The 17441-nt window shown below is 44.6% G+C and carries 13 protein-coding genes and 1 tRNA gene; 1 reads left to right on the top strand and 13 read right to left on the bottom strand.

Annotation, left to right across the window (positions count from 1 at the left end):
- Positions 1–165: 165 nt before the first annotated feature.
- The 13 genes from ACXAGK_RS18450 to mutY all read right to left on the bottom strand — a co-directional run bounded on the left by ACXAGK_RS18450 (position 166) and on the right by mutY (position 16547).
- A complete protein-coding gene (locus ACXAGK_RS18450) occupies positions 166–669 on the bottom strand; it encodes a chemotaxis protein CheW (RefSeq protein WP_474802664.1) in 504 nt (167 codons plus the stop codon).
- Complete coding sequence (locus tag ACXAGK_RS18445) at positions 666–2837, bottom strand: chemotaxis protein CheA (RefSeq protein ID WP_474857358.1); 2172 nt, start codon at positions 2835–2837, stop codon at positions 666–668. Before ACXAGK_RS18445 ends, ACXAGK_RS18450 begins: the two co-directional genes overlap by 4 nt.
- A 38-nt stretch (positions 2838–2875) precedes the next feature.
- On the bottom strand, positions 2876–3241 hold the full coding sequence (locus ACXAGK_RS18440; protein ID WP_474802668.1) for a response regulator: 366 nt from the start codon (positions 3239–3241) through the stop codon (positions 2876–2878).
- A gap of 57 nt (positions 3242–3298) precedes the next feature.
- Positions 3299–3970, bottom strand: a complete 672-nt coding sequence (locus tag ACXAGK_RS18435) for a methyl-accepting chemotaxis protein (protein WP_474857391.1) — start codon at positions 3968–3970, stop codon at positions 3299–3301.
- Between the two features lie 999 nt (positions 3971–4969).
- Complete coding sequence (locus ACXAGK_RS18430; protein ID WP_474857357.1) at positions 4970–5149, bottom strand: DUF2986 domain-containing protein; 180 nt, start codon at positions 5147–5149, stop codon at positions 4970–4972.
- Positions 5150–5600: 451 nt separating this feature from the next.
- Complete coding sequence (locus ACXAGK_RS18425; protein ID WP_474857356.1) at positions 5601–8558, bottom strand: TonB-dependent receptor; 2958 nt, start codon at positions 8556–8558, stop codon at positions 5601–5603.
- A gap of 6 nt (positions 8559–8564) precedes the next feature.
- Entirely contained in the window at positions 8565–9506 is a 942-nt protein-coding gene (locus ACXAGK_RS18420) for a FecR family protein (RefSeq protein WP_474857355.1), read from the bottom strand.
- Complete coding sequence (locus ACXAGK_RS18415) at positions 9506–10036, bottom strand: RNA polymerase sigma factor (RefSeq protein ID WP_474857354.1); 531 nt, start codon at positions 10034–10036, stop codon at positions 9506–9508. Before ACXAGK_RS18415 ends, ACXAGK_RS18420 begins: the two co-directional genes overlap by 1 nt.
- Positions 10026–11522 (bottom strand): CehA/McbA family metallohydrolase domain-containing protein, encoded by a 1497-nt coding sequence (locus ACXAGK_RS18410; RefSeq protein ID WP_474857353.1) that lies wholly within the window; start codon positions 11520–11522, stop codon positions 10026–10028. Before ACXAGK_RS18410 ends, ACXAGK_RS18415 begins: the two co-directional genes overlap by 11 nt.
- Before the next feature lie 73 nt (positions 11523–11595).
- On the bottom strand, positions 11596–14277 hold the full coding sequence (locus ACXAGK_RS18405) for a TonB-dependent receptor (RefSeq protein ID WP_474857352.1): 2682 nt from the start codon (positions 14275–14277) through the stop codon (positions 11596–11598).
- A gap of 644 nt (positions 14278–14921) precedes the next feature.
- Positions 14922–14997: transfer RNA gene (locus tag ACXAGK_RS18400), tRNA-Phe, on the bottom strand.
- A 151-nt stretch (positions 14998–15148) separates the two neighbouring features.
- Positions 15149–15421, bottom strand: a complete 273-nt coding sequence (locus ACXAGK_RS18395) for an oxidative damage protection protein (protein WP_474857351.1) — start codon at positions 15419–15421, stop codon at positions 15149–15151.
- Positions 15422–15479: 58 nt separating this feature from the next.
- Positions 15480–16547 (bottom strand): A/G-specific adenine glycosylase, encoded by a 1068-nt coding sequence (mutY, locus tag ACXAGK_RS18390; RefSeq protein WP_474857350.1) that lies wholly within the window; start codon positions 16545–16547, stop codon positions 15480–15482.
- A 133-nt stretch (positions 16548–16680) separates the two neighbouring features.
- Here mutY and ACXAGK_RS18385 point away from each other — a divergent pair, with 133 nt between their 5' ends.
- Positions 16681–17385, top strand: a complete 705-nt coding sequence (locus ACXAGK_RS18385) for an alpha/beta fold hydrolase (protein WP_474857349.1) — start codon at positions 16681–16683, stop codon at positions 17383–17385.
- Positions 17386–17441: the final 56 nt, after the last annotated feature.

Raw genomic sequence — 17441 nt, 5'->3', positions numbered from 1 at the left:
CTTGTCGATGACCAACAAGTTTGAGGCACTAGCCTTTAAAATATTCGACTTTAATAGCGCGTCGTGTTTCGCTATTTTTAATTCTTCGCCGTTAAGAAAATTAAATACGCCCATAACTAATATTTCCCAATGTCAGGTGTTTCCGTTTAGTGAAGGACCTTGTAACTACGCGTCGTCGTTAACGCTATCAGGTGCAACTAAACCCAGCTCCTCGCTGGTTATTAAGCTCTCAATGTTCACCAGAATGACCATGTTTTCATCCACATCGGCTAAGCCGTGTAAATATCTGCTGTCAAACGCTACGCCAAACTCTGGTGGCGGAAGTACTTGCTCTTCAGACAAGCGAATAACATCGGATACACCATCTACCACGATGCCAACAATACGTTCTTGAATGTTTAGCATTATCACTATTGTGAAGTCGTTATATGTAGCCTCGCCTACGCTAAACTTGATACGCAAATCCACGATAGGAACTATGTCACCACGCAAATTAATTACCCCTTTGATAAAAGCAGGCGCATTCGCAATTTTAGTAACTTGTTCGTACCCTCTGATTTCCTTCACTGTTGTTATGTCCAAGGCGTAATGCTCATCGCCAAGCACGAAACTTAAGTATTCTTTGTCTTGTCCACCAGTAACCGCTTGATGCAAGGCCGTTTCACTCATGAAAGTAACTCCTCTATTTGGCTGGAGGTATAGGTTGTAGCAATGGAGTCTGCATCGATAATAAGTGCAACTTTACCGTCACCCATAATGGTTGCCCCCGCTATTCCAGCCACTTTACGGTAATGCTCCTCTAGACTTTTAATGACTACCTGCTGCTGACCAACAAGCGCATCAACTAAAACACCAAATCGTTTTTTACTGCTTTCAAGTAACACCACAATGCCTTCAGTGGGAGAAACTGCAGCCCCTTCTACTTCCATGAAGTCGTAAAGAGGGACCAAAGGCCAGTATTGGTCTCGAATATAAAGTACGGTGTCGTTACCCAAGGTTTTAAGCTGCTGCTTTGTGGGCTGGAAAGATTCGATAATATTTAAAAGAGGAACAACAAAGATTTGCTTACCTACTGACACACACATGCCGTCAACAATAGCCAGCGTAAGCGGTAAGTGAATGAAGAAAGCTGAGCCTTCCCCTGCACTCGATTCAATATCGATACGTCCGCCAATAGACTCGATATTGCGGCGCACCACATCCATACCTACCCCTCTTCCCGAGACATCGGTAATGGCTTCGGCAGTTGAAAATCCAGGTTGAAATATAAGCTGCCATACTTCTGAGTCAGGCATATCATCAGATACGGCAAGCCCGTTACTACGCGCTTTATCAAGAATTTTATCGCGATGAAGACCACCACCATCGTCGATAATACTGATGATAATACTGCCGCCCTTTTGCTCGGCACTTAAGATAACCGTGCCCTTTTCCGGCTTGCCGGCAGCCGTGCGCTTTTCTGGCATTTCGATGCCGTGGTCGATACTGTTGCGCACTAAGTGAGTGAGCGGGTCGACTATTTTTTCAATTAGGCTTTTATCGATTTCCGTACTGCCACCTTGAAGCACCAGTTCAACCTGTTTACCCAACTTTCCTGCTAGGTCTCTCACTAAACGGGGAAAGCGATTGAAAGTTGCCGTTAGCGGAAGCATGCGCATAGACATGACCGACTCTTGTATTTCTCGGGTGTTGCGCTGTAACTCATCAATAGCAAGCTGTAGCCGCTCGCCAATTTGCCCATCAACATCTTGTCCTATCATGGAAAGCATTGACTGGGTGATTACCAGTTCGCCCACCAAGTTAACCATGGCGTCAATTTTTGTGGTATCTACTCGAATTGAAGCCGACTCTCGAGCAGAGCTTTTTTTCGTAGAAGGTTTAGTTTTCTTTTTAGCAGTTGCAGGCGTAGAGCCAGCCTCAGCTTGCGGTGATCTAGAGGCTGTTGCTGAACTTTTTGAAGTACTGCCGCTTTGACTTTGCCCGTTGTTAGTTGCGTTTGCTGCAGTATTTATGTGGCGAGCCGAAGGTACGTCTTCGAAAAAGCCGAAGCCTTGGCTTTCCTCTTTGTGACCACTTTCAGCTGTTGCTGCTTCTGATTTTACCGGTTTAGATTCGACGAGATTACTTTGGGTATCTTCATCGTCGAAGAACCCAAAGCCTTCTTCAGCTTGAGGTGACGAATGGGTAGTTCCGCTGTCTTGAAGGTCTTGGCTATCAGATACGTCATCAAAAAATCCAAAGCCATCATCGTTTTCTTCGCTGCTTTCGCTAGATAGATTTTGAATAGGCTCATCATCGAAAAAGCCAAAACCGTCGTCAGTAGCTAAACTAGACTCAGAAGGCTCGTCATCAAAGAAGCCAAAGCTGTCATCGTGTTCACTTTCGATTTGCGCGTTCACGCTTACTTCAGTTGACCCATTGTTACCATCTGTTTCGGCATCAGTGGGTTGCCCGTCAATAACAGCGTTGAGTATTTTTATGCGCTCATCAATGCCTTCTTGTGGAATTTCAGTCTCATCACGATAGGCATTAAGGGTGTCTTTTAAAACGTCTAGGGTTTCTAAAAGCACATTAACGATGTCAGCTGTGACGCTAAGTTCATTATTACGGGCTTTGTCTAGTAAATTTTCCATCACATGCGTTAAGTTCATCAACGCATCAAAGCCGAAAATACCGCTACCGCCCTTAATGGAATGAGCAGCGCGAAAAATACTATTGAGTTCTTCAGGATCGGGAGACTCGACGTCCAAGCTCATCAATAGCTGTTCCATATCGTCGAGATGCTCGTCGCTCTCGTCGAAAAATACGCTATGGAACTGTTCAATATCGATGCTCATTCTGAATCCTTCCAGACTTAAGGAATTAGTAAAAGGGACTAACCTAAGACGCGTCTAGTCACATCAAGAAGTTTGTTTGGATCAAAAGGTTTTACCATCCAGCCTGTGGCCCCAGCAGCTTTGCCTTTCGCTTTCATATCGTCGCCCGCTTCTGTGGTTAGCATGACAATTGGGGTTCTGCTGTAGGCCCCTAACCCACGCAAGTTTTTAATGAGCGTAAGGCCATCCATACGAGGCATGTTTTGATCAGTGAGTACAAAGTTAAATTGCTGCCCCTTACATTTGTCCAGCGCTTCTTGACCGTCTTGGGCTGTAGTGACGGTATATCCGGCACCCTTTAGTGTCATCTCTACCATTTGACGAATCGACACCGAATCGTCGACAACTAAAATATGTTTGCTCATATGCTCACTTCTCCAAATTATGTCATTACTGACAGTGCTTCCTGTTCCTTTCTTAGCTTAGAACAATTCAACTTCTCCAGCGTCCATAGAGGTGGCAGACACTGGGTTGTGGTCATTTTTACCTTTTTGTGCGAGCCCTCTTTGGTACTCGCTTAATTCGCTGACGAAACGCTCAATATTGTGGGGATCTAACGTTGCCAACTGTTCTAAAATGAACGTAATCATGTCTTGGGTATATTGGATATGCTGGCCATTGATATCGCCAAACTGCATACCTCGGATAGCAGCATTTATAGACTCATCAAGCTGTGAGCCTATCTCTTCAATTTGTTTAGTAGTAACAAGGTCTGCTTCTGCTTTTCTAATGATTTCGGCCAGTTGATCACTTATATGTGATTTAGCATTAACAACCTGAGATATATCTTGCGAGGCTACAAATTCTGCAGTGTCAGTCAGTTTGTCTACCAAACTACGGATATTCTCAACTTGGGTTTTTATAACGTCACTAAATTGTGTAGATCGCGTTGATAATGCGCGCACTTCATCAGCCACCACCGCAAACCCTCGACCAGCTTCGCCTGCCCTTGCCGCTTCTATCGCAGCATTTAGCGCCAACAAGTTGGTTTGCGCGGCAATATCATCAATGCCGCTAAGTGCGTCAATAACCGTTGGCATCGCCTGTTGAATGGTTTGCACCTGTTCCATAAGGTGCTTTGTTGACGAGGACATTTGCTCGGTTGAATCGATAAATTGGGTCAGGGTTCCATCGGTTTCTTGTGCAAACGTACGCATGCGTTCTGAATACGATTGTGTTTGCGTACTATCGACGCTCAATAACGCATCGATACAATGAATTTGCTGTGCAACAAGCGCTTTTAAGCTGCTAAAAGCATTGGATAAGGTTTCAACAGCGTCATCTTGGGTAGACTTAATGGATGATAAATTGCTATCACATGTGCTTAAAGACAGAGCAAGCTCGTCGCTCGCTTTTTTGATATCAGCACTCCCCGCTTGTTCGCTTTGCGCTTGGGAGTCGTCACTTGGATAGACCTCGTCAACTTCATCCGCACTTTTGCTATAAATGAAAGCACTAAAGACAACTACGCCTGTTAGTACCGCAAGCGCTGTGAGCGCGGACACAAAAAAGAACAAAGCCCAAGAAGCAGCTATGCCTACTACACAAAGTACATATATGCTCTTTAAAGCCCCTTGCTGCATTGAAGGTAAGTTATTAGATGACAAAAAAACTCTCCTTGAAAAAACACTGCGACTTAACTTCAACAGTACTCTTTCATAATTAAGCACGTTACTTGGTTCACGAATTACAAAGCGCTGGGCACACTCTATGAGCGCCAATAGACATAAAGCCTAGCGCAAAGGCAACATAACGTTGTTAGCCAAGTTGGGTAACAACGTTATGCTTAACTGGCTTTGCACACATGAGATAAGCGTAGTACCCAATTTGAAAAGTAGGCAAGAACATGCATAAGTTTTTTATAAAAAAAGCGTTTTAGTCGCTATTTGTGTCTAACTTGCTAAGAAGTGTTAAAGATAGTGTTGATGAGAAAGCACCAAGAGATATGCACATGCAGCAAACTTTGCTGGAACAGTGGTGATGATGATGGCGTTTCGCTATGACATACGTATTCGAGATTGTTCACCTCAGCTGGGCATAAAAAATCCCTTTGTTTTAGCTAGGTAACTTCATCACCCAGTTTGCCCGCTATTTTATCTGTCGACTGGTTTAGTACTTTTTTCTGTCACAGACAATTCATCGTGCTCTTGTTCTGTAAGCTTTGCCCGTTCCGCTTTAGAGATATAAGCTGGCTTATTACTTTTATGAAGTTTAGCCTTAGCTTTCTTATCTTTTTTCTTAAGTTTAGTGAAAATTTTCTTACGACGATTCATGCTCTGTTCTCTTAATCAGTACCGCCTATTGTTCGTATTATACGATGCTCATCGCAAAAGCCGCCATATGAGTTTTCGCGAGCACAAATTTCAAAATAGAGGAAAGTGGCTTGGAATCAAAAAAGCCCCGCATTTTCATGCAGGGCTCTCTGAAAAATGGTGCCTCGACCCGGGATTGTAACGCGCGGTGCAGCCGCAGGGGCACGCGGATTTTCAATGCAACCCTACGCTTTAATTAATTGTTTTTATTAAACTTTCATTTTACTTGCCAATTCTTTGCATAAGCTGGGGTTTCATGACAACTATTAGCATGGCCACTCTTGTTGAACGACTAATGTCTACACAACCACCTGTATGCCTCTAAGTAGTGAGCGTTGTTATGTTGAATAATCAAAAGAAATAGCAGTGCACTTTAATCAGTACTTACGGTTTTATGTGCTTTGTTTCGTGATTAAATCTCTAATGAGAAACCTATCAAAAATGTACGCCCGCTCAATGTAGTATTATAAGCTCGGTCGTTTGAATCGCTGTACAGTTCCTCTCTAACATCAGTTAAATTTAGACCTTCTATAGTCATTCTTAATGATTGACTAAGTTGCATGCTAGCCGATGCATCAATGTAAGTAGTTGCATGATAGCCCGATTCGTCTTGGTCAGTATTTCCTGGCTGGACAGACAATATATAAGGGCTACGGTAGACAGCAGATACACGAGCCGACCAATGCGACTGTTCATAATACAATGTAAAATTATAACTACGTCTAGACAGCCCCGCGAACGTCTTAACCTGATTTTCTCCCGTACCTTGTACGTCTCGGTAAAGGGTTTGACCCTCGGCATAAGTGAAGTTGGTACTAATCCCAAGAAGATCAAAAGGAGAAGGAAGAAATGCTAAATCACGAGAATAAGTCATTTCAAAACCTTTAAATGTGGTTGTATCGGTATTCTTGGGTGTACTAACATAAAAAACATCATCGACACTATCCCCATCTTGAAGCAAGCTAGCGGGGAGTCCCAATTCGCTATACGGTATAGCTTCAACATCTTCCACTACGAAATTATCTATCTGCTTGAAGAAGCTAGAGAGAGCCATAATGCCGCCATCTTCGAAATACCACTCAACACCGGTTTCTACATTCAATGACTTTAGAGGCTTTAAATAAGGATTTCCTAAAAATACTTGCCCAATGTCGCCTTCATTCCGGGATGCTTGCGACACCTCGGCGGTAATAGCCAAATCTTGAATAGACGGGCGCGTGATATTCTCATCAACGCTGGCACGCCACAACCAATTGTCGTTGAGTTCAAGTACGGTATTTACGCTAAAAAGCACATCGTCATAAGTTTTGGTGACGGCGGACGGCAATCCCTTTTGAATACCTGAAGATGTAAACCGCGTATTGAAATACCGAATTCCCCCTTGCGTATAAAGTGGCTTACCCAGCCAATGTCCTACGCTATCGTATATCGCGTAGAGCGCGAGAGTGTTTTCTTTTACCTTAAAGTTGGAACTATCTACTGTATCCTCGGCGGTAAGTTGTACGTTACCCAAGTCAAAATGTGTTTGAATAGCATTAAGGTTGCCCTGCATCCATGTTTTATCTGGGTGCTGACTGAACAGAGATAAGTGCGCTTTAGTCAGCGTATTATCATCAAAAGCCGGGTACACACTTCTAGCGCGATCCATCCCTGTGTTCTCAAAGGATTTATAATGTGCCCCCGCCGACAGGGCATCACCGTTACTAAATAAATAGCGAAGTGATCCCTTTACATTGTTATACGAATTACGTATTTCGTTTTCTTGAAAATAGAGATCTTTTACGGTTAGTCCAGTTAGGGATGCCGTATCCATATTAGTTGAATAGCTCTGGCCGTAAAAACGGTCTTCACGAAAGTCCGTAACGATATCCACCCCAGTTTTACGAATGTTGACTTTATTTACTTTAGGCTGCGAGTAATCACTGGCACTGCTGCCGAGGCTAACGTTAAAGCTTAGTGCAGAAGTGGGCTGCCACTGACTTTCCATACTAATTTGATAAAACGTTGACGTATTTTCATCTTCCCGAGTTTCGATACGCCATGTTGCATCGGTATATTTCGCAAACAATATTTCCTTGTCATTTTTATTTTGTTCCCATGCGAGTAGCGTAACATTGTCATTGTCTTTCACTGCAATATGATGCTCATCAAGGCTATTTTGTAAACGGCTGGCAATACCATTAAACGCAAGTTGCCACTTATCGTTTGGCGCGTATTGCAGTGAGGCTGTTACCCCTAATCGACGTTGATTATTATTCCAAAGAGAATATCGATGGCCTCTGGGAAACCAGAATACGCCTTGTGCTAATTCATGCTGCAACACACTATCTTCGTCTCCGCTGTAATGCTTTTTCTCCTGTCGCCACCGCGTAGTATTAGTACCAAACTCAGTAGTGTGTCGCTGACTGTATACGGCGGAAACAAGACCTCCGAATTTATCATTTCGTCGGCTGAACAGCCCAATAATACTTGGGTCGAGCTGTTTACTGTTTTCGTTGTAACTTTGTTTCACGGTAAAGCTATTTATGTCATCCGCAAAATCGAAGGGGTTTGGCGTATACAACATAACTGTGCCACCAATACCGCCTTCATCTTGTTCCACCGAATACGACTTACTTACATCAATACGATTAAAAATTTCTGATGCAAATAGAGTGAAGTCAAAGGCTCGGGTACGACTCACACTTCCTCTGGCGTCCATCGCCGAGGATGTCATCGCCATCGCTTCCATACCATTTACCTTTACACGGGTAAAGTCAGGACCTAGTCCCCGAAGTGAAATCTGTCGCCCTTCGCCTCCTTCACGGGTGATAGTAATGCCCGGTATACGTTGTAATGAATCAGCCAAATTCAAATCGGGGAAATCAGTAATGTCTTCTGACAAAATCGATTCTTGTGTGACCATGGCAAGGCGCTTTATCTCTCTGGCACGAATAAGAGATTGCCGAAATCCTGTGACTTCTATTTCAACAGTAGGGTGAGTACGCGTAATAGCATTGCTTTCTGTTTGGGTTGTTTTGCTAGTGGTTTCGTTTTGTTGTGTGTCGCACCAGTGAATAACCCAGCCATTTTGGACAGGCGCTAAACAAAGTGAAAACGGTTCCAGTAGTGAAGATAAATCACTGGCGTTAGTCGTGCGCCATTGTGTAGGTGTTATGGTTAACCCCTTAAGCAAGGTGGGGTCAAATGCAATGGTCTTCCCGGCGTCACGGCTAAATTCAGTGACAAGCTGTGATAAGGGAATAGTATTGATGGCTTTGTCTGCTAACCCTTCTTGAGCAGCAAAACAAGCAGGTGATAAACCGACCGATATTAACCAAAAAACGTGACCCACAATGACCACTGACTTTTTGTTTCTTCGGTTTATCATGCCAATTTAGTTTACTTGTCGACGTATTTCGAAACCTGAACGAGTATCAGCTACCTCCAGTTGATAGAGGGAACTAAGTACCGCTAACGTTTGCGCAGTATCTTCTAGTTTAAAGCGACCAGCCACACGGTGTTTCCCAATAGTGCTATCTATCACCAAAATGGGCTTATCTGAATAACGGTTCAATCGTTCCAACAAATAAGTGAGGGATTCATTATCTACTTCTATCCAGCCTGTGCGCCAGTCTACCACTTGTGACAAATTAACACGCTGCACCGGTTCTGCAACTCCCCTATTAATTATTATTTTCTCACCTGCCTTGAGCAATATAGGCGCGCTATCGACCTTACCTCGAACTTCTACAATGCCCTCGTGTACTATCACATCAACACGCTGCCCTTGCCTATCGATGTTGAACGCCGTGCCAACCGCCGTCACTGAAGTCAGTCCGGCCTTAACCACAAACGGGCGAGCCCGGTCTTTCGCCACATCAAAATACACCTGTCCCTTTTTCAAGTTCAAAGCGCGAGTATCGTCAGAAAATAGAACGATTAGCTCACTTTTGGGTTGTAGTTGCACCTCACTACCATCACTTAGTGCCTCGTGCGCGGAAGTAATTAATTGGGATGAGGTTGAGGGTGTTATGATGTGATAGCGTGAAAATACTAGCGCAATCACAAGTAATGACGCAGCAATGGCGCTTCCCCATGTCACAAGTGAATGCCTTCGGTTTGCGATTTTTGACGACTTTTGGGCGTTTAAATAAGCAGCATGAACTGCTGGGTCTTCCCAAGTTGCTATCATCTTTTCTAACGCCTCTTGATGCCGCTCACTTTCATCTAACCAACGGATAAAACGGCGTTTATTTAACGCATCTAAATCTCCGTCTGCGAGCCGGTCAATCCACTCACCTGCCTCTAGGTATGTCTTTTCTTGTTGGCTTGTCATTATCTACCTGCTTTATCCAGATGCAGTTGAATATCTGCCATCGCGCGCGAAATATGCTTTGTTACTGCTTCTGCCGAAATATTCAAGCTAGACGCTATGGCTTGACGGCTTTGACCTTCGATACGACGCATTTCGAAAACACGCCGACGTTGAACTGGCATGGCATTAATCACTTGCGCGATGAGCTCGATTCGTTGTTGTGTTTCAAGGTGCAGCTCTGGATTTTGTCGGTAGCATTGTTGTTCATCAGCATTGTCAGTGTCTGGAAGCTGGCGTTTCGAAAGCAGATTTCTCGCTACGCGAAACGCGTATGCGAGAGGATTATCAATAGTGGTTGATTTAGATTGTTCTAAAACGCGAACGATTGACTCTTGATAAAGGTCTGCCGCCTCTTCACTGTTAACGGAGTGCCTGCGCAAGTATTGCTTGAGGACTTTCGAATTTATCAGCGTTTGAAGTGAAGAGCTGGAGGTTTCTTCTGGCATGTCTAACGACGATACTGCTGTATTAATATGATGGTCACTTATCATCGCACTCGCCTGTGACAGATTCATTGCAGTGTCGAGAAGTGTGAGGATTGGGGTGATGTAAATATACGGGATTGCTGTAAAACCAGAGATCATCCCACGGATTTTCCCCTCTAGGATCAACCTCTGGCTCCAATTCTTCTTTTAAGTTGGTCCCGCGTACTCGTATGTAGGCATCGTTGTCAGGTGCGGGCAAAGAAAATTGCACAACATTATAGGCTCCCTGTCTTTCCCAATCTTGCTGATAAAAACGGTGAATCACCTTCACAGGTGCTTTTTCTGTTTGGGGGTATTTGCCAACCACACCTCCATAGATTATATCTAATCGCTCTACCGTCGGATACTGACGATTAAAGTTAGTACCTTGCGGATCGTGAAACGCCACAGTAACGGTTATAGGCGCTTTATTGTTAACGTCTAAATCTAACGTATCACCAATGTTAACGCGCTCAGCTCCATGTTGAACACTCACATACAGCTCGTCAATCAAATCACCGGTAACGATAAAGACATTTCCTTCGCGCAGACCATCTAGTACGCTGTCGTAGTCTCGTGCCGCTCGTACATACGTTTTTGCGTATTCTCCTGGCCAAAAATCTGTACGGCCTTCGGTATAATGTGCATGGCTATCAGAAACAGCGGTAACCGTCCACTTTCTGCCTTCAGCCAGTAACTTATCCCAAACCCCTCCAACAATTGCCGACATTTGGTCAGTGCCGCCACGGGTCGGATAGCCAAAATACTCTGCGCGAGGCGCTCTCGGATTATTTGTACCGTCTGGGTTGATTGATGCAGCCTGATGACCAGGAATGGCAGTCATACCGGTAACCACATCTGGCGCGGTATCCTGCCACTCCCGCATTTTTTGCGGTGTAACCTTTTGGTACACATTCAAATCAGTAGCCTTTCGGGCAGGGTGATTCACTACCAACACCGGTCGTGGTGACATATTCTGCATAGCTTCTAACGCGCTAAGCATAAACGCCTGCGTATCTCGTGGAGATTCATCTGGGTAAATTTCTCTGCGGTTGTACTGACTTTCCGACTCAAAAAGTTGATCAGCTTCTTTCTTACTTTTTGGAATAATCAGGGTGCTGTGTCGCGCACCTGGCGTGTCGAACTCCATACCATAGAACTGCATAATTTCTGGGATGGCGGCTCTGGAGGCGACGAGTTCAGGGTACGCTGAGTTTCGGTTTACTGCGCTGTGATTTGGACCACCATGGTCGGTTGTTACCATCCAATCTAATTGATGAAATGCTGCCATTTTGGCGTTCAATGCAGTGAAATAGTGGGCGTCACCAAATAAGAGTGGCGAAGGGGGTTGAGTCTTCCAGTTCCATCTTGCGCTATATTTGCCGTGAATATGGTGATCACCGGCTAGCCAGTTTTTTCCATCTTCGGGCACAAAAGCACGGCTTTCATTGTGTTGCTGGTTTACTGATACACACGCTGACAAGACGAGTAATCCGCTCGTAAACGTTATCATTAAAACTTTTTTCATTGCTGTTTAAACGTCCATTGGAAAAAGCATACCAGGCAAGCCTGGTATGCTACTTAGTTTAAAATTGCATGGTTGCACCAAGCATATAAGTACGTCCACTGGTGGTGGTATTGTATGCACGATCGTGAGAATCGCTATATAACTCCTGACGCTCATCGGTAAGGTTAATGCCTTCAAAGCTCAGTTTAATAGTGTCGGTTAGCTGGTAGAATGAAGAGAAATCGATAAATGTTGTACCGTGATAACCTGATTCATCCTGATCGCCACTGGAAGACGCGCCAGTAAGATATGCACTACGGTACGCCGCTGACACTCTAGCTCCCCAGCCTTCCTGCTCGTAGTACAGCGTAAAGTTATAACTATTTTTTGATAGTCCCGTGAACGGTTTTTCCTGATCATTTCCCGCTTCGCCATAGATATTGCGATACAAAGCATCACCATCTGCATAGGTATAGTTTGCAATAACACCTAAATGATTAAATGGAGCAGGAAGAAAATCTAAATCGCGAGAAAAAGTTAACTCTACCCCTTTAATTTTCGAGGCGTCCATATTCTCTGGACGCTGTAAATAAAAAATACTGTCTACGGTTTTATCTACAGGTAGTAATTCTGTCGGTAGGCCTAATGACGAATACACTACTTCGCTGGTAGTATCGACAATGAAATTATCGATATCTTTATAGAAAATCGCAGCTGCGGCATAACCAACGTCATCGAAATACCACTCAAACGCGGTATCTAAATTAATCGATTCAAAGGGTTCCAACATGGGATTTCCCATCGTCACGCTGGTAATCGCATCCCCCGATGTCTGCGAAACTGACGCGTTATAGCTTAGCGACCCCAATGATGGACGGGTTATGTTTTTGCTTGCCGATGCACGCCATAACATGTTTTCTTGCAACTCGTAAACGAGGTTGATAGTAGGTAAAATATCAGAATATGAACGGATGGTTTCTATGGCAACACCCGATGATTTGCCGGCCGCCGTAATATCTGTTTCAAAATATCGTAACCCCGCACTTACTAACAGTGGGTTACCTGCAAACTCTGTCTCCCAGCCATATTGCACGTACATTGCCAACGTTTCTTCTGTTACTGGCGACTTGTCATTACGCGTAAGCTCACTGCTATCAATGTTATAGCCATTCAGCCCATAAAAGTTTAGCAATGCGTCTAAATCACCTTGAAGCCAGCTTGTGTTGGGATGTTCACTGTACACCTCAACCAAAGCATCATTTAATGTTGTGATACCGGTATTTTCAGGTGCAATATTCTGCGCATTGCTCTGGGTTAATTGGTAAGCAGAATTCTCAAATTTTTTATAGTTCACGCCAAATTGGAATTCTCCAGTTTCACCGACGAGGTAGGTGAAATCGACTTTTGCAGTATCAAAATCATTAGTTATATAGTTTTGCTGCATGTAGATATCTTTCATCTCGTAGCCATCGAGTTGCGTAGTATCAAAATTAGGTGAAGTGCTAATACCGTAGAAACGATCTTGTCTGAAGTCAGTAGCAATATCCACGATGCCCTTGGCATGAATATTCGATTTTATAACTTCAGGCTGATCAAAGTCAGATGAACTTGTTCCAATAACGGCACTGGCATAGAACTCCGGGTTTATTGTCCAGCCCATACTAAGCGTATATTGGTTAAAATCTGACTCATTGTAACGACGAGAATTCTCATTTCGCCACGTTGCATTCTCATACAGCGCGTAAACCACTTCTTTTTGTCCGTCGTTTTCTGCCCATATAAGGTCAGATACAACCTTGTTGTCTTTCACTGCAGAGTGATGTTCATCGGTATTGTTTTCTAATTCTGCATGCATGATGTCTAACGTTAATGAAAAAGAATCAGACGGTTTGTATTGGAATGCGGCAGTAACACCTAAGCGATCTTGAGTATTATTCCAGCGAGAAAAGCGATGACCACGAGGAAACCAAAGTTCACCTGAGTCTAACTCAGCTTGTAGGTCGGTGTTTGCTGGATCCGCAGCAGTTTTTCCGCCTTCACGGCGCCAGCGCGTAGTATTCGTGCCAAACTCGGCAGTTTCACGTTCACTGTATGCTACTGAAACCAGAGCGCCAAATTTGTTCCAGACATTAGAAATAAGCCCAGCCATGCGAGGGTTGCTTGCTTCGCTATTGGTGTTGTAGCCACCTCGTACCGACAATGCACTTTTGAACCCGTCATAATCGAATGGCTTTGCGGTAAATAGCCCGACCGTTCCGCCAATGCCGCCTTCTTCCTGATCGGCTGAATAAGTTTTGCTGATGTCGATTCGATTAAACAACTCAGATGCGAAAACATTAAAGTCAAAACCACGAGTGCGACTTACACCACCACGAGCATCCATGGGGGATGAAGACGTACCCATGGCTTCCATACCGTTTACCTGAACACGCGTAAAATCGGGGCCTAAGCCACGCAATGAAATTTGGCGGCCTTCGCCACCTTCTCGGGTAATAGTGATCCCTGGTACTCGCTGCAGTGAGTCGGCTAAATTAAGGTCCGGAAAGTCTGCGATATCTTCTGCCAAGATTGTATCGCGGGAAATAATGGCATCTTTTTTCAAGTCTTTCGCTCTAATTAGTGAGCTACGAAAAGAAGTGACTTCAATTACTTCAACGTTTTCTTCGGCTACTGATGACTGCTGTGCTATCACAGGCGTAACACCCGTTAACCCAGCCAATACACTCAACGAGAGTGTGGTTTTGGTAAATTGATTTTTCATGTGTGATCCTAGTTGTGCAAAGTAAGAGATAGATGTTCCGGTGCGCACGGTTAACACATGTAATGAGTCAGTAGCTGAAAAAAGTAGACAGAGTTTTTGATGAAACTTTTGTGACGAAACGAGTGGGAAGGTTTTTTATAAAAATGTGTGGATAGCGTCGCTATTTTAATAAGCAATAATAAATTTCGATAAATAGGTTGGTTATATACAATGTCACCGTTATCCAAAGAAAATGAAGGAGACAGAATAATATATACTTCGAGCTCAAGCGTAGTGAGGATTCATTGTCGCGGGATCGCAACGCGCGGCGCAGCCGCAGGGGCACGTTAGCGTGTGTCTGGTTTTCCAACCGCCGGAATCAAAAAAGCCCTCGCATTTTCATGCAGGGCTCTCTGAATAATGGTGCCTCGACCCGGGATTGTAACGCGTGGCGCAGCCGCAGGGGCACGTTAGCGTGTGCCTGGCTTTCCAACCGCCGGAATCAAAAAAGCCCTCGCATTTCTGCAAGGGCTCTCTGAATAATGGTGCCTCGACCCGGGATTATAACGCGTGGCGCAGCCGCAGGGGCACGTTAGCGTGGGCCAGGTTCTTCAACCGCCGGAATCAAAAAAGCCCCGCATTTTCATGCAGGGCTCTCTGAATAATGGTGCCTCGACCCGGGATCGAACCAGGGACACGCGGATTTTCAATCCGCTGCTCTACCAACTGAGCTATCGAGGCTGAAACTTGTTAGCGTTCTAGGCGTTTACTGCCTGTCCTGCTGTGGGTGCGTATTAAACGGTTTTCGCCCTCACAAGTCAACCGTTTTTCTCGCTTTTTTTGCGCTTTTATTACTGTTTGCGCATTGTTTGCTCAAAAAACGCTTTTTTGCTTATTTTTCAGGCGGAACATAGCCTTCAATAGTAGGCTCTACATCGTCAAACAAGTAGGCCGACATTTTTTCTTCCAAAAATGAACGGGCATTCGGTTCCATCATATTTAACTTATGTTCGTTAATTAGCATGGTTTGTTTCTTTTGCCATTCGGCCCATGCTTCTTTAGAAATGTTGTCGAAAATACGCTTACCCAGTTCACCCGGATAAAGTTGGAAATCTAAGCCGTCAGCTTCTTTTTGAAGCTTGCGACAAAATACCATTCTTGCCATGTTATTTCCTTTCGTTCGCTATCTGCTTAGCAATTAATGCAAGGCTACCTTTGCAAGCCTAACGCATTAACTGCTGAATTATCTTGGTTGTAGGCGCCGCTAAACCAACTTCAATAGGCTCGTTCAACGAAAACCAGCGATATGCCGTTTCAGCTACGCGCTTTGTTGGAGCAGAGTTTACCACGGCCACTACCGGGGTGATATCTAAATGAAAATGACTAAAGGTATGGCGGAAACCTTCAAGCTCTCGGGTTTCTTCAACTTTAATCCCCCGCTTATTGAGCTGCTCAATACCCTCTTCTATTGAAGATACCTCGATAAAACCATACAACCCGCCCCAGAGCCCTGTTGAGGGACGCTGTTCTAGATATACTTGACCTTTGAACTGAGCCACCATCATAAGAGTAGATTTCTCGGGCAGCGCCTTTTTTGGTTTTTTACCCGGGTACTTGGTTTGCGCACCTTGGGCATAGGCAATACAGTCGGCCTGAAGTGGGCACTCATCACACTTTGGTTTGCTTCGCGTACAGATCATCGCGCCCAAGTCCATCATCACTTGGGTATAGTTGGCACAACGTCCACCTTCTGGATTGGTAGGCGTGTTTTTCTCGGCGACCTCCCAAAGTTGGTTTTCCACTTTTTTCTGCCCCGGCCAACCGCTGATTGCATAGTAACGCGCCAAAACACGCTTCACATTGCCATCTAAAATAGGAAAGCGCATATTGCGAGACAGCGACAGAATGGCACCCGCTGTTGAGCGACCTATGCCGGGCAAATCCATAACTTCTTCAAGGCTGTAGGGAAACTCGCTGTTGTATTTATCTACCAGCGTATTTGCCGCTTTGTGAAGATTTCTTGCTCTTGCGTAGTAGCCAAGCCCTGTCCAATGATGGAGCACGTCGTCTTGAGATGCCTTAGCCAAGTCATGCACCGTCGGGAACGACGCCATAAAACGTTCGAAGTAAGGAATTACCGTAGTGACTTGGGTTTGCTGGAGCATAATTTCCGACACCCATACCTTATAGGGCGTTACCTCTTTCTGCCAAGGCAAATGCTTACGCCCATGTTTGTCAAACCATGCAAGCACTCGCTCTGCAAAGCTTCCTGAATATTGTTGTTCTGTCATAATTATCTATATGGGTAATTGCTACTGCTTATTCTTTTACCAATAAAGCTAAATGCTTTCTGCCTAGCGACCATTCATTAACTAGCGCGCTATGGTAGCATGTAACTAGCTAGTTTAATGTTAAGGAGCACACGTGTCTGTGCAGCACCCTGTTTTGTTTTTTCCCGGTACACTCTGCGACGAGCGCGTATTCCTGCCACTATGGCGCACGTTGAATATTTCACAGCGCAGGTATGTGCCGCTTCAATGGGCAGCATCTCAAGAAGAAATGCTGGCATTAAGTGAAGACCGTATCCTCGATGACGAAAAAGTGCACCTTGTAGGTTACTCCATGGGCGGGTTTATAGCTGCACTAGTCGCACAGCGCAATCCTGCTAATGTAGCCTCTGTCACACTTATAGGCTACAACCCAGAAGGTTTGTCAAAAGAAGAAATTGCTAAGCGTAAGCAGCTGACTACCATGCTTAAACAAGGTAACTTTAAACCCGACAATGATGCCTATCTCTCACGGTTTATTCATCCTTCACGTTTGGACGATGAAAACGTGGCTGGCGTTGTTAAATCGATGGCACAAGATTTAGGTAAAACAACATTACTTAATCACACTCTAGCCACGACGCCACGGGAAAGTACCGTTAAAGCACTCGCAAAGATCAACGCGCCAATCACGTTTATCACCGCACAGCAAGACGCCATTGCACCTGCAGGGGCAATACTACAACTTCAAAGCACACTGCCTAACGCTACGTTTCACACTATTGATGATGCAGGACATATGCTAGTGCTTGAGCAAACTGAAGCAGTAGCATCTATTATTGCTAAACAAATTGGCGTATAAAATTACAGCATTTTTACCACGATAGCGTTGCATAAGCCGTGGGTAAGTGGATAATG

It is taken from the genome of Alteromonas sp. ABM1_013, from assembly GCF_056160505.1.
Note: the sequence above shows the minus strand (reverse complement) of the source record. Positions and strands in the feature narration are given on the sequence as shown.

Excerpts from the sequence above, each read along its gene's own strand:
- ACXAGK_RS18450 (WP_474802664.1), bottom strand. The coding sequence starts at position 669 with ATGAGTGAAACGGCCTTGCATCAAGCGGTTACTGGTGGACAAGACAAA.
- ACXAGK_RS18445 (WP_474857358.1), bottom strand. The coding sequence starts at position 2,837 with ATGAGCATCGATATTGAACAGTTCCATAGCGTATTTTTCGACGAGAGC.
- ACXAGK_RS18440 (WP_474802668.1), bottom strand. The coding sequence starts at position 3,241 with ATGAGCAAACATATTTTAGTTGTCGACGATTCGGTGTCGATTCGTCAA.
- ACXAGK_RS18435 (WP_474857391.1), bottom strand. The coding sequence starts at position 3,970 with ATGTCCTCGTCAACAAAGCACCTTATGGAACAGGTGCAAACCATTCAA.
- ACXAGK_RS18430 (WP_474857357.1), bottom strand. The coding sequence starts at position 5,149 with ATGAATCGTCGTAAGAAAATTTTCACTAAACTTAAGAAAAAAGATAAG.
- ACXAGK_RS18425 (WP_474857356.1), bottom strand. The coding sequence starts at position 8,558 with ATGATAAACCGAAGAAACAAAAAGTCAGTGGTCATTGTGGGTCACGTT.
- ACXAGK_RS18420 (WP_474857355.1), bottom strand. The coding sequence starts at position 9,506 with ATGACAAGCCAACAAGAAAAGACATACCTAGAGGCAGGTGAGTGGATT.
- ACXAGK_RS18415 (WP_474857354.1), bottom strand. The coding sequence starts at position 10,036 with ATGATAAGTGACCATCATATTAATACAGCAGTATCGTCGTTAGACATG.
- ACXAGK_RS18410 (WP_474857353.1), bottom strand. The coding sequence starts at position 11,522 with ATGATAACGTTTACGAGCGGATTACTCGTCTTGTCAGCGTGTGTATCA.
- ACXAGK_RS18405 (WP_474857352.1), bottom strand. The coding sequence starts at position 14,277 with ATGAAAAATCAATTTACCAAAACCACACTCTCGTTGAGTGTATTGGCT.
- ACXAGK_RS18395 (WP_474857351.1), bottom strand. The coding sequence starts at position 15,421 with ATGGCAAGAATGGTATTTTGTCGCAAGCTTCAAAAAGAAGCTGACGGC.
- mutY (WP_474857350.1), bottom strand. The coding sequence starts at position 16,547 with ATGACAGAACAACAATATTCAGGAAGCTTTGCAGAGCGAGTGCTTGCA.